The 25,940-nt window shown below is 54.1% G+C and carries 15 protein-coding genes; 4 read left to right on the plus strand and 11 right to left on the minus strand.

Annotation, left to right across the window (positions count from 1 at the left end):
- The first annotated feature begins 3 nt into the window (after positions 1-3).
- Positions 4-1,539: a hypothetical protein gene (locus VFA76_06750; protein ID HZR31535.1), complete on the plus strand. Its 1,536-nt coding sequence runs from the start codon at positions 4-6 to the stop codon at positions 1,537-1,539.
- Positions 1,540-1,619: 80 nt separating this feature from the next.
- Here the strand turns inward: VFA76_06750 and VFA76_06755 are convergent, their stop codons facing one another.
- Positions 1,620-4,316 (minus strand): N,N-dimethylformamidase beta subunit family domain-containing protein, encoded by a 2,697-nt coding sequence (locus VFA76_06755; protein HZR31536.1) that lies wholly within the window; start codon positions 4,314-4,316, stop codon positions 1,620-1,622.
- A 594-nt stretch (positions 4,317-4,910) separates the two neighbouring features.
- Between VFA76_06755 and VFA76_06760 the strand changes: the two genes are divergently transcribed.
- Complete coding sequence (locus VFA76_06760) at positions 4,911-5,411, plus strand: AMIN domain-containing protein (protein ID HZR31537.1); 501 nt, start codon at positions 4,911-4,913, stop codon at positions 5,409-5,411.
- A gap of 33 nt (positions 5,412-5,444) precedes the next feature.
- On the opposite strand, the gene VFA76_06765 is transcribed toward VFA76_06760, so the two are convergent.
- Both VFA76_06765 and VFA76_06770 read right to left on the minus strand, forming a co-directional pair.
- Complete coding sequence (locus VFA76_06765; protein ID HZR31538.1) at positions 5,445-6,998, minus strand: CRTAC1 family protein; 1,554 nt, start codon at positions 6,996-6,998, stop codon at positions 5,445-5,447.
- Positions 6,999-7,265: 267 nt separating this feature from the next.
- Positions 7,266-7,871: a hypothetical protein gene (locus VFA76_06770; GenBank protein ID HZR31539.1), complete on the minus strand. Its 606-nt coding sequence runs from the start codon at positions 7,869-7,871 to the stop codon at positions 7,266-7,268.
- 291 nt (positions 7,872-8,162) lie between these two features.
- Here VFA76_06770 and VFA76_06775 point away from each other — a divergent pair, with 291 nt between their 5' ends.
- Positions 8,163-8,807 carry a hypothetical protein gene (locus VFA76_06775; GenBank protein HZR31540.1) on the plus strand — a complete coding sequence of 215 codons (645 nt, stop codon included), beginning with the start codon at positions 8,163-8,165 and terminating at the stop codon, positions 8,805-8,807.
- Positions 8,808-8,828: 21 nt separating this feature from the next.
- Here VFA76_06775 and VFA76_06780 read toward each other — a convergent pair whose 3' ends face one another.
- The 6 genes from VFA76_06780 to VFA76_06805 all read right to left on the minus strand — a co-directional run bounded on the left by VFA76_06780 (position 8,829) and on the right by VFA76_06805 (position 20,491).
- Positions 8,829-10,925, minus strand: coding sequence for a DUF2723 domain-containing protein (locus VFA76_06780; protein ID HZR31541.1), 2,097 nt, complete (start codon positions 10,923-10,925; stop codon positions 8,829-8,831).
- 167 nt (positions 10,926-11,092) lie between these two features.
- Positions 11,093-12,760: a hypothetical protein gene (locus tag VFA76_06785; GenBank protein HZR31542.1), complete on the minus strand. Its 1,668-nt coding sequence runs from the start codon at positions 12,758-12,760 to the stop codon at positions 11,093-11,095.
- Positions 12,761-13,106: 346 nt separating this feature from the next.
- Positions 13,107-14,651 carry a glycosyl hydrolase family 28-related protein gene (locus VFA76_06790; GenBank protein ID HZR31543.1) on the minus strand — a complete coding sequence of 515 codons (1,545 nt, stop codon included), beginning with the start codon at positions 14,649-14,651 and terminating at the stop codon, positions 13,107-13,109.
- A gap of 84 nt (positions 14,652-14,735) precedes the next feature.
- Positions 14,736-15,881: a class I SAM-dependent methyltransferase gene (locus tag VFA76_06795; GenBank protein HZR31544.1), complete on the minus strand. Its 1,146-nt coding sequence runs from the start codon at positions 15,879-15,881 to the stop codon at positions 14,736-14,738.
- A gap of 190 nt (positions 15,882-16,071) precedes the next feature.
- Complete coding sequence (locus VFA76_06800) at positions 16,072-17,163, minus strand: hypothetical protein (protein HZR31545.1); 1,092 nt, start codon at positions 17,161-17,163, stop codon at positions 16,072-16,074.
- Positions 17,164-17,254: 91 nt separating this feature from the next.
- On the minus strand, positions 17,255-20,491 hold the full coding sequence (locus VFA76_06805) for an Ig-like domain repeat protein (protein HZR31546.1): 3,237 nt from the start codon (positions 20,489-20,491) through the stop codon (positions 17,255-17,257).
- 550 nt (positions 20,492-21,041) lie between these two features.
- Here VFA76_06805 and VFA76_06810 point away from each other — a divergent pair.
- Complete coding sequence (locus tag VFA76_06810) at positions 21,042-22,550, plus strand: glycosyl hydrolase family 28-related protein (protein ID HZR31547.1); 1,509 nt, start codon at positions 21,042-21,044, stop codon at positions 22,548-22,550.
- A gap of 110 nt (positions 22,551-22,660) precedes the next feature.
- Here VFA76_06810 and VFA76_06815 read toward each other — a convergent pair whose 3' ends face one another.
- The gene (locus VFA76_06815; GenBank protein ID HZR31548.1) at positions 22,661-23,638 is read right to left on the minus strand and encodes a polysaccharide biosynthesis/export family protein; all 978 of its coding nucleotides are present in this window, start codon (positions 23,636-23,638) and stop codon (positions 22,661-22,663) included.
- Positions 23,639-23,659: 21 nt separating this feature from the next.
- Positions 23,660-25,924 (minus strand): polysaccharide biosynthesis tyrosine autokinase, encoded by a 2,265-nt coding sequence (locus tag VFA76_06820; protein ID HZR31549.1) that lies wholly within the window; start codon positions 25,922-25,924, stop codon positions 23,660-23,662.
- Between the last annotated feature and the right edge of the window lie 16 nt (positions 25,925-25,940).

Here is a 25,940-nt window from a genome sequence, read left to right on the forward strand (position 1 = left end):
CGTATGAGTAGCTCACCGCGCACTTATAGCGGGGTGCATGTAGTCTCCCTTTTGTCTGTAGCGCTGCTGGGGCTGATTCACCTTGCTTATCCCTTTGGTGGAGATCAAGCTCTGTTTGCTGTGGGCGCGCGCAGCATGGCTAAGGGTGCGGTGCTGTATCGCGATTTCTGGGACGCCAAACAGCCCGCCATTTATTGGTTCTACGTCACCGCCGGCAAGCTCTTAGGCTTTACAGAAGTTGGGATTCACACGTTTGAACTGCTGTACATGCTGGTGTTTTGCGTAGTATTGATCTTTGCTCTTAGACCTTACTTCCAAATCAGGCACTTCTCCGCCCTGGTCCCCATTCTGACCGTGGGCGTGTATTACGGCAGCGGGCATAACCAGCTCACGCAGGTGGAAAGCCTGGTTGGTCTTCCGATGTTCCTGACGGCCTGGTTCGCTGCGGATTCTGTGCAAAGAGAAAAAGCATCATGGCTGGGGCTGCTATTGTCAGGCATTTTTGGGGGAATTGTCCTGCTGTTCAAATTGTTCTTCTTGCCGATCGTAGGTTGCTTTTGGGCGGCCAGCTGTTGGTGGGCGTTTGCCCGCCACCGCCACGAGCCAGTTAAGTTCTTGACCTCCTACATCGTGCCGATCTGCCTCGGCCTTTTGATAAGCATCGGCCTGACCGTGGCGTATTTCGCACGAATACACGATCTGGCAAATCTAATATATGCGACCTGGGATTTTCCCCGCGAGGCTGCTCGCGAGCTGCCTTGGAAGCAACGCATCGGACAGTTGTTAGTTGGCTTTCAGTGGTTCCTGGATCGTTTCGCGCCGTTGCTTGCCCTGGGGTTCGTTGGCGCTTGGGCGAGCCTACGGCGCAGTCGAGACCCTCTGACCATCAACCTGGTCCTGTGGTTAGGCGCGGGGCTGTTCGTGATCATTCTGCAACGCTACTCCTGGTGGGATTACCATTACATGCTGCTTTTTGTTCCACTGGGTATTCTTGCTAGCAAGGGGATAGAAGTCCTGTGGATTCATCTGAGAGACAGCGGAACATCTTTGGCCCGCCCCCATCTGCGGTTTGCTCTTGTGGCGGCTCTAGTCTTGCTGTTTTCCCCGATAGCGAGTTCCTGGGCCATGGAGGCCCTTCAGTTAGCACACCACCACTTCGCTTTAAGTGCGGACGATCGTATTAAGTTACAGGGCAAGATTGATTCCTACTACGCTACCGCCCATGAGGAGGTTGGATTCTTGCTGCTGCCTGACAGCTTGCCCGGTGACATCTTCGTATTCGGCGATCCGGTTTTTTACCTGATGTCCGAACGCAACCAGGCGATTCCCTTCAATGGATGGTCGCCCGACACGTTGCTTCGTGAGCAGTGGAAAGCTGTTGAAAAGGATCTGGTGCGCGCCCAGCCCCCTTATCTCTTTGTAGCGCGAGATTTCGAGATCTCACCCGCCGTGATCCAGCTGATCGGAAGGAAGTACGACGTGTTGCACACCAGCCCCGACGGGGTTTGGTATATTTTGCGGGAAGCAAAAAGAAATTAGCCTATAACAACAAAGAGGCCCCGGCGGATTGTTGCAGACCCCCGGGGCCGTTTTTACTTCTATGCAGCAAGAGCGCTGCACTATTGACTTGGAGAGACCGCTCCAAACTGTTTAAATAAATTACGGGTTATCTGTTGCACCGCCGGGTCTACCAGGATGGGATGGATTGTTGTGGTCATCCTCCAGTCGTCCAGACCCCAGACCCATTGCATAGTGCCAGTGGCGAATACCAAACTTCCCGCGGGCGACGTGTAAATAGTCATATCGGAAAGCAAGCTCTGCGTGCCGTTGAAGTACGGCGAGCTCGCCAAGACTTGCGTTCCCGCAGGGGTATTACTAAATAGCGTATCGAGTTCGTAGCCGAGCATTTGAAAGAAATGGTCGCCATTGCGCAGCCCTGTGTTCTGAAAAAGAAAATGTGAGGCGGCGGACAGCACCACATCTCCAGAGACGTGAGAACTCTGATACATAACCCCCACCAGCAAGTTTTCTGGGCGATTGACCGGAGAGTCACGGAATCGGACGGTTACGAGTCGCTTGTCGTTGGGATTGCCATCGTTATTGAACGGATCAAGTGCCGCGCTCTTGTAGGACACCATGGTGCGATTTGCGGCTCCCGTAAGGGGGCTCGGCTCAAACCGGACTTGCCAGTATCCGGTATTAGCGCCTAAGAATGCCAAACCAATACCCGCTGCACGTGCTGCTTCGACGTTGTCCCGCATCTGCCCGGACCAGTACTCGTCATGAGGCACAGAAACGAATACCTTATGTTTAAGAAGCAGACTTCCGTTGATGTGGGTGTCCACATCCGCCACGTAGGAGACGTCATATCCCTCTCGCTCAAGGAAGCGCACGAGATTTATTCCCCAGCGAGGAAACTCTCCCAGTCCCCAGTAGGCGGAGAAGTATGGACGATTGAAGGACACTTTGTATGCCTGTGGAACTGTATACAGAGAATAGCCACCCCAATCGTTATAGGCCTGGTCCGTATTTAAACTGACCTGAAACAGGATGTTGGAAGAACGCGCGTCATCGCGAACCACAAAAATGATGCCGGCTTGTTTACCGGTTCCAGTGGCCGTCAGTTTGGCCATATAGACTCCGCTTGGCCAAGTACTCGGGACGTTGAGAGTATAAGGACTGATCCACGAGCACTCGACCATGCGCGTGACCGGATCAATTGAGGGTGCTGGCTGCTGCACCCCTGCCAGGGTGATCGTGGGGAGCATTCTGCGCGCTCCACTACCTCCATACCAGCCCAAGCGGTAAATATCCAGGGCGTATGTGGGTGCTGCTGTATTAACAAATAAGTTCACGGCTTCGCCGTGATTAATACTGCTTTCGGAGGCGTATCCCTCGATCTCACGATGTGTCGCTAAATTTGTGATCTGCCAGGACGAATCCCCGGCAGCAGCATTCTCCACCTGGGTCGGGTTGAGGGAGGTGGTTAAAAGACCGGTGCCGTACAAACTCAATATCTGAGGCCGAGAGCTGGCGCTGGAGGCGATACTAACGGAACCATTGAAAGTGCCGGCTTGAGTCGGGGTGAATTTCACGCTGATAGTGCAGCTAGCTCCTGCGCCTAAGGATGTAGCGCAATTGTTACTCTGCAAATAACCCGCACTGGCCACGATGCTGCTTATGCTCACTGGTGAAGACGAGTTATTGGTCAAAATGGTCGATTTCGTAGCACTGGTATTGCCTACCAACATTCCGCCAAAGTTCAAGCTTGAGGAAGACAGTGACGTGGAAAGAACACCGACGCCACTCGCCTGTACTACATGTGGGCTGGTGGCGGCGTCGTCGGTCAGCGTAATTGCGCCTGAAGTATTTCCATCTATCGTGGGACGAAACGTCACATTCATCGTACACGCCTGGCCGGTCAAGAGAGTCACTCCGGAGCACGCGCCATCTTGTGAGTAATTCCCGCTTGCAGTTACATTGCTTATGGTAAGAGCCGGGCCATTATTGGTGACAGTAACTGGCTTCGCCGCGCTGGTCGTGCCCACGATCTGATTGCTAAGCGACACTCTTGCTGGAGAATAGGTTAATGGTGAGACAGGGGACCCGGTGGCGCCTCCGGAAAGGGCCAGCACATGTGGGCTACCGTTCGCGTCATCAGTGATAGTCAAAGCACCCGGAACGGTTCCCGCGAATTTCGGGCTAAATGTGACCAGAATCGCACAACTTGCGAGAGCAGCGAGCGAAGACCCACAATTATTGGTCTGAACAAAATTGCCGCTGCTTACGATGCTGAAGATAGTTAATGGAACGGATTGATAGTTCGTCAGAGTAAGGGTGGTCGCGGAACTGGTTTTGCCCACACTTGCGGCGAATGTGGCCGTTGCCATGGGTGAGATCACAACCGGTGGAACACCGATTCCTGAAAGATTTATGGTGGTTGTAGCAATGCTGCCAAAGCGGCTAGCGGAGGTTACGGTCAGAGAACCAGTTACGGGTCCCACCCCAGACGGACCAAAGGCAACATTAATGGTGCATTGGGCGCCTGAGGAGAGCTGAGAGCAGTTGTTGCTTTGAGCAAACCCTGCGCTCACGCTGATTAGAATAGTCAATCGTCTTTGGGTTTGGTTTGTCAGGGTGATCTGCCTTGCGCCGCTGGTGGTGCCCGCGACCTGAGTTGAGAAGTTCAACTGATTCACTGACAAGCCGACTGCGGACGTCGCAGAGTAGCCAGTGGTTCCACAACCAAGAAAGAAGATTGCAAGAAAAAACACGCCAGAGATTCGGGCGATAAGATATTGGCCAACCATAATCATTCATCTCCTACGACGGTTGAAAGGACCTGTTGTGAAACAATGAACGCGCCCTCAGTCAGGAGTGAGTAAATCCCTCCCAACACGCGACCAGAGCGGGATTCGGAGCAAAGCGGAAATCAACTCGAGCCAGATATATTAGAATGCAGGGCTGCACCTGCTTGCAAGGAAATAAGGTGCTGAAGCATAATTTTTATCGCGTTGGAACAATCCAGAGGCAAATACCAGGTCCGCTGCGAGATCACTATGGAATGGGTAACTCATGGCTGGGGCTTGGTGCTAGTATCTCAGAGACAATAACAACAAGCCAAACAAAAGATGGGCAGCCGTCAATACGACATGACCTTACCGTTACATGAAGACGATGTGCAAAAGTCTGCACTCTCCAGGTGCCAAAAATGTGGAGCTCGGTGCCCTAGTCATTGGCTATTTTGCCCGGAGTGTGAGTCGTTTCAGGGAAAGCCCGCCCTTGAGCAAACCATCAGGGAAAGTCCTCCGGGGCCGCCGGAGCTTCCACAATGGAGGTTTTGGCTAAGATCCCCGGTCATGCCGCGGCTGTGGGGTTGGAACGCGGTATGGGTAGCTTGTGGACTTATTTTGGCTCTCTTACTTGCCCAGAATCTTTACCGCCGTCATCCTTTGCCGGTAAAGACAGCCACCGATCCCAAACCGCCGCAATCGGCCATTCCGGCTACCAGGCCGGGCAATAAGTCTGCGTTCAACTCAAAAGCGATTATCCAATCGGATCCCCGAAACGGGCAAACAACGGCAACAGATGGACCCGCGATCGTGCAGCGTTTAGATGTACGCCCCAATGTGGATGGCCTTACGATCCAAATAGTCTGCAACGTGCCGGTCACGCCACAGGTTGCAAGGTTGACTGATCCTCCCAGATTGGTGATTGACCTGCCCAATACTCGTCTGGCCGAAGGCCACAGTCGAATGGCGGTGCATTCGGGCTTCGTGACCGAAGTTCGAGCAAGTCAATTTCGAGATACACCAGCGGTGACGCGCATCGTGGTAGAGCTTACTGATCTGCGCCATTACCACGTGGTCGCGGTGGGAAACAACGTTGCCATCATCACCGGTAACACCTGAGCAAAAACACCGCAGATTCAGGACGATCTGCACTCAAGAGGTGGAATGCCGCTTCAGTGAGGGTAAACGCTTCATGACCTGCATACCGCCATCTTCAACAACCTTGTAGATGTAATCAGCTCGCACGCCTTTGAACTCGTCAACTTTGCCGCTGGGCCAAAGTACCTGGATGGAGTCAATCTTGTCATGGACTCCGAGCCCGAAGTGCAAACGGAGGTCGCTCTGCGACAGATATCCTCCCCCACCACGCACCTCGCGAAATTGCGTCAGGCCGCCGGCGCGAAGCACCAATCGGGCGCCGATAGCGGCGCGGTTGCTCTTGGTACCGATTAATTTGAATAAAACGCGATGGTTTGAACTCTCCCCCGTGTTCAACAGCAGCGACGGCTGCTTACCGACATTCAAGACCAGGACATCTACGTTCCCGGTATTGGCAATATCACCAAACGCCGCACCACGCCGAGACTCCAACGGCAGGGCGCGAAGGCCTGCGGGGGCGGAAACTTCCTCGAACGCTCCGTTGCGTAGGTTTCGATAGAGCAGTATCGGTTGGGCATATTTCGAACTTCCCGGGATCGTGTCGGCCTGAGGGTAGATGTGCCCGCTGGCGACAAACAAGTCCAGCCAGCCGTCATTATCCATGTCGAAAAGCGCTGTACCCCAACCCACCAAGGGAAAGCTATCTTTGGCTATGCCTGCCGACGAACGTACATCAAGAAATCCGTGGTCACCCCGGTTGTGGTACAGAGCGTTGGATTGCTCCGCGAAATTTGTCACGACCATGTCCAAACGCGCGTCGCCGTCGTAATCGCCCCAATCAACCCCCATAGACCCTTCTGCCATCGCATCGCCACTGAGAGCGGCGCCTGTCGGCAGGCCAACATCCTGGAATGTTCCATCGCGATTGTTGTGGTACAGATTGTTCGGAGAGGCATCGTTGCAAACGTATAAATCCGGCCACCCGTCGTTGTCGTAATCGGCCCATTCCACTCCCAGCCCAGGAAAACCCTGGTCGAGTATCCCGGCCTTTTGCGAAACCTCTTCGAAGGTCCCATCTCCACGATTATGAAATAGGAACGGCCTTTCTCCTACCATTCCCCAAGGGCCGCATTGAACCATGATGCTTTTGTAATGACAGAATTGGGTGCTGCCGAAGGCTGGCAGATGGTCAATCTCGACATGCACGTAGCGGCTGACGAAAAGATCCACATAACCATCACGATCGTAATCAGCCCACGCTACTCCGGAGCTAAAACCTCCACCGCGAACGCCTGCTTTTTGGGTTACATCTTCGAAGCCGCAATTGCCCTTGTTACGATAGAGCACATTACCGCCGTAGCCGGTGACATAGACGTCCAGATTTCCGTCATTGTCGAAATCAGCGACGGCCACTCCCATGCCCCACCCTTTTCGTAACATACCGGCGCGCTTGGTAATGTCTGTGAACTTGCCGTTCGACTCCTGGTGGTAAAGCGTGACCATTGGGTCGCCGCCTTCCCGAAAGCGTTCCACAGTAGAACCATTCACAATCAGGACGTCGAGCCTTCCATCATCGTCGCAGTCGAATAACCCTACGCCGCCGCTCATGGACTCGATAATGTAGCGCTTATCGGGCGACGAGATGTGTTGAACTTTTAGTCCTGAGAGAAGGCCGATGTCCCTGAAAACCGGGACCTTTGAAGAGGAGGACTTGCTGTCCAGTTTTCGCTTGGCGGGTCGCAGGGAGGATGTGGGAGCCCGGAGACGGTGAAAAGTCTTTCCTGGTAATTGGCCACTGGTTGTAGGGACGCAAAGGCCCAAAACAACAAGCACGGCGAGAGTCGGCCAAAACTGTTTCACGGTCCCAGGTAGACTCTACGGAAATTCAACTTTTACCGTGCATGATTTTGCTTGAACACTAACCTTTCCGGCAGCAGGCGTCTTAATATCAGGTAAATTCAGAGTAGCGGCATAAGTGCCGTCCTGACTTGCCTTGGCTTGTTGCTTACTATCCTTCGCCGAGCCGCTCTCGATCGTGAGCTCTTCATTCGGCTGGAACCCAGCCGCCTGAAGTCTTACAACGGAGTAGTCCAAGTCCAGCATTTGAATGCTCAAATGGCAAGACCCGCTGCTGGCTTCCACAGGAAACGGGACGATTTCTCCGTACGCGCGCAGGCGACCATCGTTAGTGACCAAACCTACTCGCTTCGGCTCAGCCCGGACAGCAGCGACCTTGAAATCAAGTGGCTCCTCGGTAACGTGTAGAGCGGAATTAGCCCGTCGAAAAACCGCCTTACCTTCATCGTTTAGCAGCACATTGGCGGCCGAGCGGGGATCTGTGCCCACATCCCATATCCACATAGTGTAGTCAAGGTCTTTGGGTAGTCCTGTCGCCCAAAGCTCATAAATAATCACAGGGGTACCTTGTACTTCCGCGCGGCTCTTTTCTCGCAGAGCAAGCTTGGCCCCGGGAGTACTCATTCCCCAAGTCTTAGGACTAGGCATGACCACCGACGCGTCTGGAGGGGCATTCCGGGATTGATTTTGGGTCAATGCATCTAAGCCGCTTAATAGCCAGAGTGTAGCTAGCAATAAAAATCCGGTTCTTGATTTCATCTACCCTTCCTTAATGCTTTTTGGTTTCCATCCGCTGTCGCCAAACAGTGCGCGGATTGGCATTGTACCTTTGCCGCTTGGCTGCTGTCCTTAGTAATCTGGCCGCTCTTTTTACGCGTGGCTACCCTAGAAATGGTTGTTTTGGTGGCCAACGCGATGAGACAAAGAAGCTGGATTCCGACGTTGCTGCTGGCGATGACGACCTTTTGGCTAAGTGGCTGCGGAGTCGGAGGAAAATCGGCACCGCAAGGCGGCATCGCAGTAAGCGTCTCACCGAGCACTCAGACACTACAATCTGGCGCATCCCGGCAATTCACTGCGACGGTAAGCAATGCCGCAAATTCCGCAGTTACCTGGAGCCTCAACGGGCCGGGGAGCATTTCGACCGACGGAATGTACTTAGCTCCTTTCGTCAGCTCCGCCACCCCAGTTTCAGTTGTCGCAACTAGCGTGCAGGACCCGACGAAATCCGGAAGCGCATCGTTAACCATCACCATTCCGGGATTCCAGATCCTGGACCTCAACGCGCCCAATGTAGTGCTCAAGGACACCAGCTTTGAAGTGGTGGTTTACGGAGCAAAGTTCAACTCTGGCGCCCAAGTGCTTTGGAATGGAAGCGCAATACCCACCACTTTCGGCAATGACACACGCTTGGTTGCGAGCATTCCGAGCACAGTAACAGCGGCATCCATTCAAGCCCAGCTCGCAGTCAGCAATTCCGCTGCGCCTGGCGACGTCTCCAACGTCGTTCCAGTCGATATCAAAGTATTTGACCCCAGTACCATGCAATTCTTGCCATAACGGATCCAAAGAACGCTTCTTCTAGTGAGAGGCTTCACCACGAGTTCCCATACCCTCTAATGCCTTACTGACTAACTTTTGAGCGGCTTCGGAAGCGGGATCGATGGCCAGCGCTTCTTTGTAGGCGGCGAGGGCTTCTTGAGGGTGGCCTTTCATCTGCAGGTATCTACCCCGATTTAGAATCATGCTGAGATAGGCTGGCAACACTTTGGTTTTGACCACATCGTCATCGTCAACCTGGCGGCTGCGTTCTTGTAGTGCCCGGAGGCGCAAAGGGGCATTTGCTGGATCGTCAAACTCACGATTGCCCGCAAGTGCAAACACCAAACCTTGGGGCACCAGTCCCATATTGACCATGCTTTGTGCCCAGCTTTCCTTGCCGGCGCGCGCCATCGAAAGTACGTCCTGAGTGACATAGACTGATTTGGCGCGTGAGTGGTCTGCGACCAACGAGATCACGAGCTGGGAAAATGCGGTGCTGATCTGCCGACTCAAGTTGAGATCCAACTCATATGCCTTCGGATCACTTTCCCAATGCTCCAGCTCCTGACGATAAGTAAGGATTGGCTTCTGCATATCTCGGAAAAGATCCGGATATTGCTGCTGCAAATCGTCCAGATACCACGAGCGGCGCAGCAACTCAAGATCGAGTAAGATCACGTCTCGGCGCGTGCCCTCGACTTCGCGGGCGTAAAGCATCGGTGAAAAAACCTGCCAGTCGGTGGTCAGCAACATGCCTCCAGGGGAAACAGTTTGGAGGATGTTGTCCACATACTCCCGGGCGACGAGATCGCGACGGCGATTGCTGTGCGAAAAATTGCCGACAAAGGCCACCCCTATGGAAGCCAGCACGAGTGCGGCCATAACTGCATAAGACCCGGCGATCCCGAGACTCATACTTGCCGCCTTAAGGGTCAGCCAACGCACCCCCACCGCTGCCAGAATCACGACGGCAATATAGATGGGTAGATAGTATGCATCTTTGTCTTCCGAAATCTGGTAAAGAAAGTTGAACGCCAAGTTCCCCGATATGAAAACCAGCACGAAATAGAACAGCGCGCGATCTCGTCTCGCCAATGTTCCAAAACCGAGGGCTGCCAGGACAAAAACTAAGGGCAGCCACCGCGGGCCGAATTCCCGGGACGCATACATCAGAAATTCTTTGGCCAGAGCGAAAATGCGGGAAATTGAAAGCTCAATACCACCGCGGTACTGGACTGCAGTGACGTGGTTCCAAATTCGCTCCAGAGTGCGTGGGTCACCCCAGTTCAATACTGGGTGCCGCGAGGCAGCAATCGGGAGATAAACGTAAACGCACACCCCTGCGGCGGCGGATAGCAAAGCATAGAGAAACCGTCTGCTCCAAAAGAACTCAAGGCCACCAATGGAATAGAGCAACCAAAGGAATGCGGGCAAGGCCAGAGCAACGGTTACATGGTGAACCGCGAGACCTAATCCGAGCGCGAGCGCGGCGAGATAGACCCAGCGGTTCTCTGTCGCATTGTCTCTAACCGTACTGCGCCATCGCAATATACAGAAGAGGGCCGACACCAGCAGCAAGGAATTCAGGGAGTACACCTCAGCAACGGTGGCGTATGACCAGAGGGTCCGCGAAAAAGCGAAGACTCCTCCCGCCATGAGCGCTGGGGCCAGAAGAGTGAAAAGTCTCCAGTGTTCTCCCGCAGCCGTCTGGGTGTGAAACTCCTCACGTTCGCTGCTGCCACGGCCACGTGCACGCCAGGGTTCACCTAGTTCCGATCCTCTCAGCAGAGGAGCTTCTATTTGAGCAAGCGCTAGCGTAAGTAAACCGGCGGCAGAAGCAGCAAAGAAGGCTGAGGCGAAGTTTACCCTGGCGGCTACGTTGGAAATCGGGAGAAGAGTAAACCAATGCGTCAACAACAGGTAAAAGGGAAATCCCGGGGGGTGCCCAATTCCCATGTTCCGAGCATCCACAACCAGTTCACCACTATCCACCAGGGTTACTGTGGGGGCGAGCGTTAGGAGGTAAACCAACAGCGCGGACACAAAAACCAAGGCTGCCGCCATCTGCCGACCGTGAGCCAATGCGAAGCGCAGTTTCGTGTTGATCTGTGGCAAGCCGCTCTTAGTTTCAATCATGTACTCGGACAAGAAGACTGCGGAGTTGCGGAACCGCGGAGGGGACATCGGCGATGGCGTCGGTCAGAATGCGGGACCGATGGCCTCTAAAATACAGAGGGAGTCCAGTCTGAGAACCGGGCTGGACTCCCCAAGGTTAAGAAACCACTTACGATGGTTTCGGCGAATTATGGGTAAATGCGATGCGAGCCTTTGTGGGCCCGATAGCATTCGTAGCTTTGAGAGTCAGCAAACTCATTTGAGCGAGCGTTGACCCCGCCGTTGAGCAGCCCATATACGGAAGCTACGAAAGCCTGCCGACAGGTGTTGCCTCGGTTGACAGTAGTGTAATCGCCCATGCGGCTGGCGTTCTGGTTCGCTGTGGCCGTAAAGATCGCGTTACACGGGTTTCCCCTCGTGCCTGCACAGATGTTCTCGTCACTGACACCAATGAAGCCGGTCGCGGGACCGACGCCGCAGGAGCCGCTAGGGCAGCTGCCAAACAGACCCGAGAACCCGATGTCCCCGTTTTCATTGCTGGCGACGTTCACGTAACCAATACACGACGCACCGTTTGCCAGGTGTGGCTGGGAGAGCAAGGCAAAGTCTGTCGCTCGCACCAGTGCGGCGTGAGTGTAGGAGGCGGAATGGGACGCATCCTGGGCCCCATTCCAGTACACGGCAACGTATTCCGTGCCGCGATCACGAGCAACGGTAGACTTCACCGTAAACCCGTGCACCGACGTGCTCAGGAAGAAGCTCTGCCAGTTCACGCCGTTGAAAAAGCAGGATCCAGCTCCATTGTTGGTGGTGTCAACGGCGATGTCGGCGAAGTTAAGGAAATTGTCAAGATCCCTCCACCGGAAGACTCGCAAGGTGCTGGCGTCCTTTTGAAATTCGAAAAACATTGTGTCACTAGCGCCGGCGGCGGGAGTAAAGACCCGCTGTCCGGTGTCCGCTCCGGTGTAGTCAAACTCCTGAAGACCGGCTCCAACGCAGTTGGCCATCTGGTTGATATTGAAACGGCGCATCTTAGAGACCCACTGGTTAGATGTACTGATCTCGTTCGTGGACAGGTACAACCATTGGTAGGTGCCCTTGATGTGAGGATAGTCGGGAATCCACTGGTGGTTCACCGGATCAGGGTCGATGTCATAAAAGCAGTTATCGCCTGAAACCAGATTACGCACGTGGATGCGAACATCGCCTACGCTGCAGTTTGCATTACAGAAGAGCTCCGACCAGAAGAACGTTTCGGAAGCCTCGTCCTTGTACACGTCCTGATCGCAGCAAAAGAAGGGAGCAAAGGCCGGTCCGGCATCGTCGGGAATCGTTGTCCACGTAGTCCCGCCATCGGTAGCATAGCCACGGTTCCAGTTCGCCGAATAGAAGACGTACGGACCATCGGAGGCATTGGCAGGCTCAAAGACAGCCGATCTTCCATCGCCAACCACGGTGTAAGGTAAATTACGACCGACGTACACAGTGCCACCCGCAGGAAAAACACCGCCCGCTGGAGGACTGGTTACTTCGGGAAATCGCGGTTGCACGCTTACGTTCGAAGCAGGGCGCAATTGCTGGACTACACCCCGATTAGGGCCGGGCAGTACCGCCGGGGTGCGGCTGAGAACAGCATTCATCCGGGCCTCGTGAAGCTCTTCCAGTTGTTGGTGCTGGGCAGCGCTCATTTGAGCAGCCGGCCGCAGCTCACTTGCAGGGTGGGCGGCGATTGTGCCACTGGTGACAGCGCGCTGCTGTATGTTCTCGGTTTGCGCCTGCAGGACGCTGGGGGAGACCATACAGACCACCGCTGCCATTGCGGCAATGGCAATACAACAGGCAAAAAATCTTTTCATTTGAAGCTCCTTAGTGTGCTTCTAAATTCAATTGGTACAGATACAGTCATACCGATTCAAGAACGGACAACCATCAACCCAAGACGATGCGCAAATATCGACAGCTTGCGCGCGCTTATGTAGAAGGCCTTTCAACTCTGCTGTGTATCAATGGAAAAACGACGTTGAGTGGTATTGCAAAGTGCAAGTGCGGCGTGATTCTGCAGCCACGGTAAACAGTTGTCAAGACAAAAATCGGCTTAATTATGAATTGTTTCTGAATATGTATCTTGATGTGTATCTTGCAGATGAAGCGATGAAGTGAATTGCGATGAGAGTGAATTAATTTGCAGTTTTTATCTGAAAATTAGCGCAAATGACTGGCGAACTCAGCAGGGGTGGTTCCGTCAGGTATGGAATTGCTGGAGAAAGTGCCGTGGGTCTGGGGCGTGACGTAAACATCGCGGCCTCTGGCCAATCCGGAAAACCGGTTATTCGTGACGACGGCATCTTTCCCGGCCAAGGCCAGCCCAAATGGCGCCATGCCATTATCATCGTAAACGGTAGCATTCGACATCGAAAAGTGGTCGGAGTTGATCTGCAGGATGGCGTGCGGTCCGCGGGCACAACAGTAAACGCCGCCGTTAATTGTGGTGTAGTGGTCCTGGAACTGGTGGTCCCAGGTCCACGATTGGCCCAATTGCGAATTCGTATTGTATTTAACGGTACAGTTGTTGAAGGTATTGTGGATGTTCTGATTTCCAAACATCGAAATACCGGCGCCAGTGTTGTTGAGTACAACACAGTCGTTGAAAGTGTTGTACTGCGAGATATCGGTAATGCTTATGCCGTTGTGATTGCCGCCACCATTTTTGACGGTTGCGCCATTAATGGTGTTATGGCTGGCCCTCTGCAATTTAAACGGCCGCCCATCAGCGCTACCCGCATCAATATTTATCTTTGAAAGAGTGCTGTAGTGGGTTTCGCGCAAGCCAAAACTGAAAGCTTTTTGCTCGTTGGTGTTAACTACATTCACGCTTTCGATGGCCGCGAGTGTCTGTCTTTGGAAGCCGATGGAATCCTCACCGCGACCGCTGCCCCCGTTACCACATTTAGTACAGGTAACGTCATGAACGTGGTTTTCGTATCCCGTGTCCAGCCTGATACCTCCGCTGGCCTGAGTTCCCATTAGGTTAGAGACGTTCACGTACCCGATTTCCGATTGGACGGCGAAATTCAAGTCAAGGCCACGGCTCGACGCTCCAGTGTTCCCTGATCCATCAATACTCAGGTGGGAGATGATCACTCCAGAGATGGGGGTCAATTTTTGTATGTATGTACCGGCGGCCACCGTAAACAACCATGAAAATGAATTCTCTATGGTCGCAGTATCACCCCTGGTTGAAGCGACTTTAACCAGTTGCTGATCGGCAATAAGAGGAGAATTGGGACCGTTGCTTTGAACCGCCACGTCGGACACCAGCACATAGTCACCAGGAGCGATCTTCAGCTCTACCAAGGCCCCTTTTTCGGCGGTGAAGGTATTGTCGGTCACATCTGAAACTAGTTTGCGGCGGCCACTCAACCCACCGCCGGCAACCCGCAAACCCACAATATCCGCGGTCCCACTAAGTTTCAGAGTCGCGCAATCGTTGGCCGGACCGCCGATAGTCAATGCGCTGGTATGAATGATTAATTCGGCGGTAATGAGATAGGTGCCGCAAGGAAAGTACAACCGGTCCCCCGGCCGCAGTGCGGCGATGGCGTGATTGATAGCGGCCGTAGCGTCGGTTTTGCCGTTGCCGACAGCACCGAAGACGCTTACATCACGGGTGGCGCCAGGGGAGAATGTACTGGTAAGGCAGCAGAGCAAGGCGATCAATAAAACCTTGACAGGCCGCAAGCAGCACATAAATTCCTGAGAGGGGAGAAGCACACGGCGGCAGAACAAACTTTCAGCTACTCCTTTTAGCGTCCCGAGAGAGGGTACAGAATCTCAGACCTTTGTAGCAATGGCGAAGATCAGGCCGCCTTTGCCGGTGGCCGCTTCCCACACCCGGAGGAAAGGCGCTGATTTGGAAATCAGGTTCATTACTGAATTGCTAAAAAATGTGTAATGCTCACCAGAGCGAGTAACCTCTGACCGTGCTCGGAATATGTTTTCGTATGAACTTATAACATCAAGACGCAATGACAGAAACGCCAGCAGTTCGTCGAAGTCCGTACCGGTTTCGGTAAACATAGTGAGAACCTTAAATCCGTTTTTAGCAAACATCTCCTTCAACGTTCCCGTAGTGAACATATTCATGTGACCGGGATTGCCAGGTCCGCCCATGCCATGAAAACAGCGGTCCTGCAGAACGCGAAAGTGCAGATTATCAAAGTTCGGGACGGTAACAGCGACCAGCCCGCCTGGAGCGAGCAGGTCGTAGGCCCTGCGCAACTCGGCGGCGGGGAGATTTACATGTTCCAGGACTTCCCACATGGTGAGCAAATCGAATTGCTCGCGACCAAGGGTTTCCACTACCTGGCCCAAAAATCCGGGAATGATCGGAATACCGTGGAATTCCGCGCCTGCCACGGCGGCGTCGCGGTAGACCTCCACACCCGTGCATTCGTAGCCCATCCGCTTCGCCACGCCCAGGAAGTTCCCGGTCAAACAGCCAACGTCGAGTACGCGGCCCGGCTTCATGTGCTTACCGATCCGCCACAGGTACTCGCTGAAACGCTCTTCGTCCCCCTCCAGCGAGAGGGGTGAAAGGCGGGTTTCCACGAGTTTCTGGTTGATCGGATCGAGTACATCCCTACATTCCTTGAGAAACTCCGACCATTGTTCGTCCGACAATGCGGGACTGCTATAGACCATGTTGCAAGCTTCGCAAGCCACATAGCGGTAGCCATCGGCGGTATTCCAAAGCTTGCGTGCCTGCCAGCTACCGCATAAGGGGCAGGAGCGCTCCGTAGCCTCAGCGAGATACAAATCGCGCTTCTCTTCCCAGATTCGATACTGTCGAACCCAAGCCTCGGAGCTGACAAACTGGCTGTTGCTCTTGGGTCGGTATTCGCCGGGAAAGAAAACTCCGAGCACTTTGCTGCACAGAGTTATCATGGCCGACACTGAGGCAACCGCCGCACTCTTCACCCAAAATTTCAAAGCGGGCCTGGAAACGGGTTTGGTTGCTTGTCGGTTTATGCGGGCGGTGACAACTCCCGGGGAAGATGTCAACTTCGGTTCCGGCTGTAGGTGAGTTCGAAGGGAAGACAAGGTAGTCCTCGATGTTGGATTAACTCAACGGCGCAATCTTAAATGGGAAGGCTGAAGGCGCGTCTGTTCACTGCTTCCTTGAACCTGACACTGGTGTGAGCAGAAAAAGATGGGTCGGTCCTGCGTGCTGCTCGTCATCCAGGTGAACGTTGTGCAGCAGATCACCTGCCATGCCCCCAACCACCAGGATCTGCCCACGATCGTTGATATTCAACGCCGACGTCAGCAGTACACCTGATTCGGCAGGGACCAAGGTGTTGAGGTCCTGCATTCCGTCCTTGCGGGTCCAGACGAAGGCCCGCGAGCCGATAGAAGTCTTTACCGTGCCGACGACCTGGCCGGAGTTATTAATGGCCAGACCCTCGTTCATGTTACTACCCCCAAGTGGGTCTAATGCCTGTATACCGTCGGTCCGCGTCCATATAAATGCATGCCTTACGGATGCACTACCGGAAGAGCCGGTAATTTCGCCGCGATCATTAATGGCCTGGGCTTTACTCATAGTATCGCCAGGAAGGGCACCCAAGTCCTGCACCTGCCCGGTGGAGGACCAGCGGCAAGCGTGTGATCCGGCCGGCAAATCACAGGCCCCAACCACTTCACCTTTATTATTGATACCGTAAGCTTCGGCGTGACGGCTGCCGACGAAATTGGCCAAACGCCGCATTCCGGTCCGGCTCGACCAAACGAATGCATGCACCCCAGTTGCTCCGCTGGAGTAACCCACGACCTCGCCTCGATTGTTAACGGCGAAGGCTCGGCTCCCGGTGTCCCCGGGCAACATACCCAGATCGCGGAGAGTTCCGTCTCGAGTCCAGAGCACCGCATGTACAGATTCGGATGTATTCGATTCACCCACAATCACTCCAGAGTCATTAATCGCAAAAGCGCTGCCAGAATCGCCTCCTTGGAGCATCTGCAGTCTTTGGATGTGGTTCTTCCCTCCCCAAATGAAACCGCGGGAGTCACTGCCGTGGCTCTGACCAGCACGGCCGATTACTTCACCATTGAGATTTAGGGCATGACCAACGGTATCTCTGCCGGAATTGGCATCGATCTCAAGGATTGTGTACTCCGGCGCTGCCAAGGCAGTTTGCATCATCCCAACCAATAAAGCCGTCAATCCCAGGCAAGAGCGAACACGCGAAATCAGTCTCATCTGCACTCCCTACATGAACACAATAAGAATAGTTGTCAAGATTGCATCGTCAGCTCTTCGTAAAGGAGGAGTGTGACGATGAACGATAAAGCTACTCAACCGATTCCATCAATGTCGGCGAGGTACTGGCAGCAAAGTTGTTATCAGAGCTGTACACCGCGCTCATGGAATGTACACCGACCGTGAGGGCATCAGTTGCAAATGAAGCAGTACCACCGGTTAGCGATGCGCTTCCGAGCAATGTCCCACCGTCGAAAAACTGCACAGTGCCTGACGCCCCCGGGGGAGAGACACTGGCCGTAAAGGTCACCGCCTGACCAAAAGGCGAGGGGTTAACATCAGTCGCAAGCGAAGTGGATGTAGCCGATTGATTGACTGTCTGTGTCAGGGCCGAGGAAGTACTGCCGGCAGTAGCGGTATCGCCGGAATATACCGCGGTCAGGCTGTGAGTACCCGCAGCCAGAGAAGACGTCGTAAAGGAGGCGGCTCCGGAGTTAAGTGACGTGGTCCCCAGCAGGTTGCTGCCGTCGTAGAACTGCACAGACCCGGTTGCGGAGTTAGGCAGCACGGCAGCTGTGAAGGTCACACTCTGTCCATATGTTGAGGGATTCGCACCAGAAGAAAGGTTCGTGGTGCTGGTAGCCTGAATCGTAACTTGAGTGGTGCCGGTCACCCCAGCAAAACTTGCGGATCCGCTTGCCGTTCCTGCGGCAACTCCTTTTATAAGCCCCTTGCTTCCAGAAACGTTGTTTACGCTTAAGACATTGCTGTTACTGCTCACCCACTTTGCGGACGCTGTCAGGTTGACAACGCTGCCGTCGCTATAGTTTCCGTTAGCGATCAACTGCGACGCACTACCAATTGTGATGGTCGGACTTGCCGGTACCAGGCTGATACTACTCAGATATGGCACACCGATCCCCGTCAAGCCCACGATATGTGGACTTGCAGGATCGCTATTCACCACACTCAAGTTAGCCGTTCGAGTACCCAGCGCACTTGGACTGAAGGTCACTGCGAAACTGCAACTGGTCCCAGCGGGCACGCTGCCGCCACATGTATTACCTGAAACGTTGAACTCGGTTGCATTCGGTCCAACCACGCTAACGCTAGAAATAGTTAAGGGACTACCGCCCAGGTTAGTGAGGGTTATGGGGAGGGGTTTGCTGGTAACGTTTGTGGCCACGCTGCCATAACCAACGGCCTTGGTGGAGAACTGAACATTGCTCCCCATACCGCTGAGGACCACGAGGCTAGGACTACTCGGGTCCGTGTCGCTGATGTTTAGGGTAGCGTTTCGCGGACCAGCATCGGAAGGGGTAAAGGTGATCCCTGGCGCACAGGATGCACCTGCAGCCAGCGTAATAGCACAGTTGTTGGTCGCGTTGAACTCCGCCGACGAGAAATTCAAGCTGTTGATGGTTATGGGTGCGGTACTGACATTGGATAAGGTCAAAGAAGCTTTATAGGTTGTCGGGACCCCGACTGGTTGAGTACTAAAAGCAAAACTCGTGGCTGATATTTTAAGACCAAATCCGGCTCCGCTCAGCCCGATCTGACTGGGACTGGTGGGGTCAGAATGATTCACCACCATTGTCCCGGTATTCGCTCCGACCAGTTTAGGCTGGAAAAGCACGCGGACGGTACACATGCGCCCAGGCTGAAGCGGAGTACTACAAGTATGGCTGGCGATGGAGAAGGAATCTCCGTTGGCTACGATGCTGTTAATGGTAACCGGTCCTTGACTTACATTGGTTATAGAAACGGTAAGGGGCGCACTGACGGTGTTCAATAGCCGGCCGGCAAAACTAAGAGATGCCACATTAAAGGAAAGGACGCTCGGGGGCGAGGCCGCAGTGGTGAACGTTACCATGCTCGCAACGGAGGGCACACCATTGCTGTTGATTAGGAACAGCATATAGGGTCCAGGCGGGGCCAAATTGTTACTTGCAGGTGCGGTGATGTTCAATCCCCCGGGGGCCTGGGTAAACGTCAGGTGATTGATGCGCTGGCCCATGTTGAAGGTGTGGGTCACCGACGAGGGTGCGATCCAGTTGACACTGTTGATGCTGGCAGCGTCATTAGTGGCGACGAAGAAGGTCTGTCCGGGATTCACCGATGTGGGAGCGGATTGGATCACAGGTCGCGGCCCCTTAAATAAATAAGGAGGAGAGAAGACCTCAGCACTTGCATAGCGACCTCCGGCAGACAAAACGCGCCCATCCGGCAAAAGCACTGCAATCGAGTGATATCCGCGGTACACGCTGAGACTCGCAAGGGTCGTCCAGGTGTTGGTCTTTGGATTCCACAGTTCAGTCGGCAAAACCTGCTGACTTGGATCGTCGAATCCGGGTGCGCTAGATCCGCCCGAAACAAATACCGTTCCATCCGGCAGCAGAGTTGCATTGTGCTGGCGACGAGCCACCGACATGGGCGCAGCGTACTGCCATTGCGGCGAGCTCGCGGTGAGATCTATGGTCTCAGTTGTAGCGGTGGGAGGATTACCACCACCGGCCAGCAATATCTTGCCATCATCGTACTGTACCGCTGGACCGTAGTCGCGAGGAGAAAAGAGAGTGCGAGCCACGGATGTCCAAGCCCCGGCGTTATTCGTATTCAGGTACCGAGTGTTGTAACTGGGCCCGGCATAGAATACCGACCCGTTGGGCGCGAGAAACATCTTTGGGTAGAGCGGCAATATCAATTGGGCGCCGGTAAGTTCCCGCCATGATGAAGTGGCAGTTTGCCAAACTTCGGGCATCGCGTAATTACCCGCAGCGGGACTAATCTCACCGGATATGACCAGAACATCTCCGGTCGCGAGGGTTGTGTTGGTCGGATACCAGCGTGCGCCACTCATGTTTGGCAGATTGGTCCAACTACCACTAACCGGATCGTATATAGCGGCACTAGCAATGCCATAGTTGGTGGATATCTCGCCACCCGCTACCAGCAGTTGACCGCTGGGCAGGAAGGAATGCCCCGAGCAAAAAATATTGAAGCCGGCGGGCACCGCGGCAGTAACAGCGTTGGTGGCCGGATCCCAGAGTTGGGGGTTATCACCGAGGTCAAAAGAAGGCCAGAACAGCACCTTACCCGTCGGCAACATGTGGGCGTGCACCGCAAGAAAAGGCCAGCTTTGAGGAGCCGACCACTGGCCCACAGTTGCGGGATCCTGAGCCCGGCTGGGTAGCGCCGCCAACAACATCTGAGCCGAAATAAGCAGCAGCCAAAGTAGTCCCCGGACACTCATGCTTGGCATACCATAGCGGCCGATATTCGCCCGTGACGTACGGTTCCAGCGAACATTTGAGAAAAAAAGCCGCATTCTCCGAGACTGGGCAGGTTTCCGGCTAACTTCCATTTCATCTCCATCTGTGAATCGCTGCGTTGAAAACGGCAGGCTAGAATTCGTGGGAACAGGTGTTATACGTCAGTGTCGGTGTGTATCAAATCTAACAGTTATTGAAGAAATGTAAAACTCCTCGGCGTCCTGCGTTCGGGGGCCGGTCTTGCAATCCTTCTCCTGACCATTCGTGGGTCGCGATGCGTAATCCAGAAAAACAGTAATTTACCTTAAGACAATTAAGGTGTTTTAGGGGGTTTTATGTTGCCTTCTAAGATTCTTTTTGATCCCCGGTAATCCTCTCATGAGCCGTTATCGTGCTAGGGTTGGTTTTAGCGCGCCCCGTCTCCCCCAATAACAATTTTTGGCAACTATCTTTGGAGAGCGGTTATGGGAGGGCGCACTGAAGTACATGAACATCAGGGCATGTGCGAATGGTGCACACGCCTTGTCTCCCCGCCCAACTGTAATCTCGACCCCGAACGCGAATAGATGGAACATCGAACATCGAACCTGCGTCTGGAGGAATTCAGTGGGCAAAGCGAGCATTTTCCTAATCCTACTTCTTCTTGCAATCGCTGAATCGGGCCTGGCGGGCACCATTAACGTCACAACTTACGGGGCGACGGGAAATGGGTCCACCGATGATACGGCAGCCATTAATCGCGCCGTGGCCGCCATACCTTCGACCGGCGCTACCCTTTACTTTCCTTGCGGGACATACATCGTGAGCTCCACGATTGGACCGATTTATACCAGCAATACCACCGTAACCGGGCCGGCGGTGAATCCCACCTGTGTAACGCTGAAAGCTACCGGCACTCGGAACTTTGAAGTACTAACGGTCACCGGCCAGGGCTTAACCGGCTCGACGTTATTGGCTGCGAATGCCGCATTGGGTTCCAACAAGTTTACGGTCGTGGCCGGTGGATTAGCTGCCCTCGGCATCCAAGCGGGCAGTTACGTTTTAGTTTCCGACCTGCCAACCGGACCGGGTACGCCACCGATCAGCCATCAGCAATTGGTGCGGGTGATCAGCACTGCTGGGGACGTTGCCACTTTCGATGGCACATTCGCGCAGGCCTTTACTTTAGCGGCGGGCAGCTATGTACAGAATATCTCGACACCCATCATTGGAGCACGGGTCCTATATCTGGCGATAGATGGGGGAACCAACGTCGGAACGTCAACTTCAGGGTTGACGCTCGCGATGGCGGCAAACTGCGAAGTCGCGCATGTCTCGGTAGCCAACGTGTTAGGCCCGGGCATCAATATAGATATGGGCTACGGCAACAACTTGCATGAATTGACGGTCACCTCAAGTGGCTCCAAGCTCGGCGATGCGATGCAGCTCTCTCGGCAAACGGTCGCGACGGTCCAAAACGTATTGATCAATAATTCTGTTGGACACGGCTTCGGTTTCAGCATCCGCAAGGTCCACATGAGCACTCTGTCCTACATCACGGCGAACCAACACGGATCAATTGGCCGCGCATTTAAGACCCAGCGCTCCAGTTACAATCTGCTCACGAACATAATCGCTACCGGCGCCGGTGGAGGGCACAACGGTATCAGCGTGACCGACCAATCGACTCACAACACATTCGTGAACTGCCAAGGACTTAGTAATACAGGAAACGGAATCTCGACGTTTGGTACCGGGAACTCCAACAACAGCTTTATCAGTTGTCAAGCCAAGTACAACACCGCGCAGCAGTTCTATCAAGTTCCGGGAACGGACGACAACACCACCGTCATAGGTGGGGTCTTTTGCTGCGGTCGTGTGGCCGCTCTCGACATTTTTGTAATCAAAGACAACAATTTCCACCTTGAAAATGCATCCATCTACGACGACCAACATCTGGCGATTGCGGGCTTGGTTGTATACGGCGCTCGACCGGCCATCTTCGGCAACACGTTTTCTGGACTACCTGCTACTACGGATATTTACATTCGGAGCGGCGATGGCATCTACGGTTCCAACAAGACACCCGACGGGATAGACAAGGGGAGCGACCCTACGAACATCTTCTTGCCTTGAGCTATCGAGGGGCCATCGCCGGTCCAATGTCGCTAGCTTGAAACAGGTGCGAGAGCCCCTTTTGCCTGCTGCAATGAGGGACCCTCCGCCAGTGCAACGCTTCAGCTTGGTTAATAACGACTGTACATGGCAACCCCAGTGGCGGCTTGCAGGATGGCTTCCATGCCGCGCTTGGAGAATGCCTTGGTGGCGCTGGTCGGAACAAATATGATGTCTTCAGCTTGTACCCTTACATCGGGTTTTTGTAGCGCAAGCATTCTCTTAAGTGGAAGGTCCCTTTGCTCGGGGCCTTGGGCGGTGCGTCGTATGAGCTTGGCCTTGTTCAAGGCCGCGGTTGGATTCGTGCCTTGGGCCAAGGCGATTGCCTGCAGAACGGTAAGATTGTCATTTTCTAGCACGATGCCGCTGGGCAAGCGAACATCGCCCACCACATAAACTACACCGGCCTTTTCTACGACAATAGTGTCCCCAGGAAGTACGTCCGGGCTCTCCTGCTTGGTATCCGCTTGGCCGGCAAGGGTGGCAACGATTTGCTTCTGTGGCCGGTTGGGATTCGAAATAGTGACTCTTCGAGCCGCCTTCGGCGTTGTGCCCCCGGCAAGAGAAATTGCCTGTAAGAGATTACGAGCTTTCAAGATCGAGTAAAAGCCCGGTTTTTGCACTTCCCCCAGAACGTAAACCCCCTCGGTGGAGTATTCACTGACTAGAACTGAGACTTGGGGATTCTTGTAGAAATTCCCATCCACCAGCTTCTGGGCGATCAAACTGGAGGCCTGAGCAGGTGAGAGACCGGCTACATGTAACGCGCCGATCAGGGGAAGCGAGATTTCGCCTGAATTGCTGACCCGGGTTTCCTGCTTAAAATCCTGGACCCCATAGATATTTACCACAACCAGATCTCCCGATCCGATGGGCAGTTCCGAAGTAGCGGACGGAGTTTCGGGGATCTTAGCGTCAGTCCTAGTGGCTTGAGCAGGCGCAGCTGAGGGGACTTGTGATTCAGACTTCACCTGGGCCCGGGCAAAAGGCAAAGAAGACAATAGCGCGAGTCCTAAGAGGTAAATTGCCGATTTATTAACCATACCCATAACAAACCTCAATTTCGAATACTAGCTGTTGGTCGCCCTGGCATCGCCATAGGCGTAGTAACCGTAATAAGTGAAGTCCGGTGAGTTCAGATCCACTCCGTTCACCACGATACCTGCCAGTTTGGCGTTGGCGCTGAGCAGAAGATCGCGCGCTCGGAGCAGCGCCGCCTTAGGCGTTTGGTCCGCCATCATGGTGAGCAGGACCGAATCGGCGTCGGCAGATAACACCAGGCAATCACTCGAAGAAAGCACAGGAGGAGTATCAATGACTATATGGGTGAAGAGCTGGCGCCATTCCGCAATCTTGCGGCGGATGACCATCGAGTCGAGCAATTGTGAAGGCTGAGCAGACAGGGGCCCTGCGGGCAACACAAACAGATTGGGAACGCGAGAAAACTGCACAATTGCGTCGCGATCACTAATCTGATTAGCTTCATTGAGCAGAGTGCTCAGACCATATTCCGAGGACAATCCGAGCACTTTGTGAATACGGGGGGCGCGCAAATCTGCGTCTATCAGCAATACGCGGCCGCCTTTTTGGGCGAGCACGACAGCTGAATTGATGCTTGTGGTTGTCTTTCCTTCGAAGGGGAGGGCGGACGTGACCATGATGACCTTCGGCGGCCCCTGGGGGGACATTAATAAGGATGTCCGCAGGGCGCGATAACTCTCCATCAGTTCGACGTTGGGCTGAGCGTGAGTGATCACAGCCGAGGCGTCCCGGCTCTCGCCCAGCCTGCGTTTCCCGTTACCATTCCCGGCATCCTTGCCGTTGGTGGCTGCCGGAATCTGCGGGACAATTCCGATCAATGGCAACTCGGCGATGGTCTCCACTTGGCGTGGGGAGCGAAGGCGGCTATCCAGCCGCTCCTGGACAAAAACCAGCGTGCCGCCGCCCACAAATCCCAATATAAGGCCAAGCGCCAAGTTGAGGGGAATGTTGGGTACCGAGGGAGAGAACGGCGCCCGCGCATAATCAACTATGCGAATGTTGCCAGACCTGAGCCCTGCCGAAACTCCTGCCTCTTTCAACTTCTGCGAGAGTCCGTCGTACAGCTGTTGAGTGGATTCAACCTCGTGCTTCAAAATCTGATATTGGATGGAACGCTCATTAAGCTGGTTAGCAGCCTGCTTCTGTTGGTTCAATGCCCCAAGCAGCATCTGCTCGCGATGGAGTGCCATCAAGTAATCGTTGTGATGACGCCCCGCGATCTTCTTAAACTCAGCTCCCAAGGCCGAGTCAATCTGATCAAGCTGACTCTTGAGCTCGATTACCTGCGGATGAGCTGGACCCATCTGAGCGGTGGCACGTGCATAACTGCTGGCGATCAGGGCCTGCTGGTCTTTGAGTTGTTTGATCACCGGATTGTCCGCAACTCCGGGTATTAGCTCAGGATCACCAGCAAGTGTCGCCTGGTACATTGCTTCTTTTTGTATCCGGTCTGACTCAGCGCTGGTCAGGTTGCGGTTCAGATCGTCAAGCTTTTGAGTAATGATGTTTTGCTTATCGTCCACTCCCAGGATGCCGTATTGCTTTTGAAAGCTGGCAAGTGCGGCCTGGGAAGTTTCAATCTTGGACTGCAAGCCTTCCAGTTGCTTCGACAACCAGCCGGAAACCAGCTGTGTGGACTCGTACCGGGTCTTGAAGTTTTGCTCGATATAGGTACGCACCAACTCGTTCACAAATTGTTCCGCAAGCTTCGGATCCGGACCAGTGAACTTGATCTCAATAATCGGTGTGTGGGGAACACGCGAAACCTCAAGCCGGTCCTCATAATCTGAAAGCAAGGTCATATCCTCCTTGCTAGGAGGAATGATGGGGGATGACACCAATTCGCCAGTCTCCCGCGGGGCAGGAGCGTTGCCGGGCCCGATTAGGTGTAGCTGTCGCAGGGTCTGAAGGACGATTGTGTCGCTGGTGAGGATTTTCACCTGGGCGTCCAACTGCATGTTGTACTCGACTTCATCAATCGGAGCGGAGCCTTCATCCTTGAACCCGAGCATGCTTTGGTTCTCTTTACCGACTGAAATGCGACTTTCGACCTTGTAACGAGGGGTCATGGTAAATGAAACAAGGGCAGCCAAACCGATCAGACCCAGGGTGCAGGCCATGATGGTGCGGCGACGCCGGTACAGCATCTGCCAATATTCGACAATCGTAGGTTCCGATTGCCGGCCAGAAAAGTCCTCTCGTTCCATCCTGGCGGAAATTTCTACATCCGACGGCGACGGCCGCAGCAACTCGTCGTTCTTACCTTCAATTAACTTGCTAAATGGTTGATACATATACTTTCCTTGGGTG

This window comes from Terriglobales bacterium, assembly GCA_035651655.1.
Classification (GTDB): Bacteria; Acidobacteriota; Terriglobia; order Terriglobales; family Acidobacteriaceae; genus DASRFG01.

Excerpts from the sequence above, each read along its gene's own strand:
- VFA76_06750 (HZR31535.1), top strand. The coding sequence starts at position 4 with ATGAGTAGCTCACCGCGCACTTATAGCGGGGTGCATGTAGTCTCCCTT.
- VFA76_06755 (HZR31536.1), bottom strand. The coding sequence starts at position 4,316 with ATGATTATGGTTGGCCAATATCTTATCGCCCGAATCTCTGGCGTGTTT.
- VFA76_06765 (HZR31538.1), bottom strand. The coding sequence starts at position 6,998 with ATGAGCGGCGGCGTAGGGTTATTCGACTGCGACGATGATGGAAGGCTC.
- VFA76_06770 (HZR31539.1), bottom strand. The coding sequence starts at position 7,871 with ATGAGTACTCCCGGGGCCAAGCTTGCTCTGCGAGAAAAGAGCCGCGCG.
- VFA76_06775 (HZR31540.1), top strand. The coding sequence starts at position 8,163 with ATGAGACAAAGAAGCTGGATTCCGACGTTGCTGCTGGCGATGACGACC.
- VFA76_06780 (HZR31541.1), bottom strand. The coding sequence starts at position 10,925 with ATGATTGAAACTAAGAGCGGCTTGCCACAGATCAACACGAAACTGCGC.
- VFA76_06785 (HZR31542.1), bottom strand. The coding sequence starts at position 12,760 with ATGAAAAGATTTTTTGCCTGTTGTATTGCCATTGCCGCAATGGCAGCG.
- VFA76_06790 (HZR31543.1), bottom strand. The coding sequence starts at position 14,651 with ATGTGCTGCTTGCGGCCTGTCAAGGTTTTATTGATCGCCTTGCTCTGC.
- VFA76_06800 (HZR31545.1), bottom strand. The coding sequence starts at position 17,163 with ATGAGACTGATTTCGCGTGTTCGCTCTTGCCTGGGATTGACGGCTTTA.
- VFA76_06805 (HZR31546.1), bottom strand. The coding sequence starts at position 20,491 with ATGCGGCTTTTTTTCTCAAATGTTCGCTGGAACCGTACGTCACGGGCG.
- VFA76_06815 (HZR31548.1), bottom strand. The coding sequence starts at position 23,638 with ATGGGTATGGTTAATAAATCGGCAATTTACCTCTTAGGACTCGCGCTA.
- VFA76_06820 (HZR31549.1), bottom strand. The coding sequence starts at position 25,924 with ATGTATCAACCATTTAGCAAGTTAATTGAAGGTAAGAACGACGAGTTG.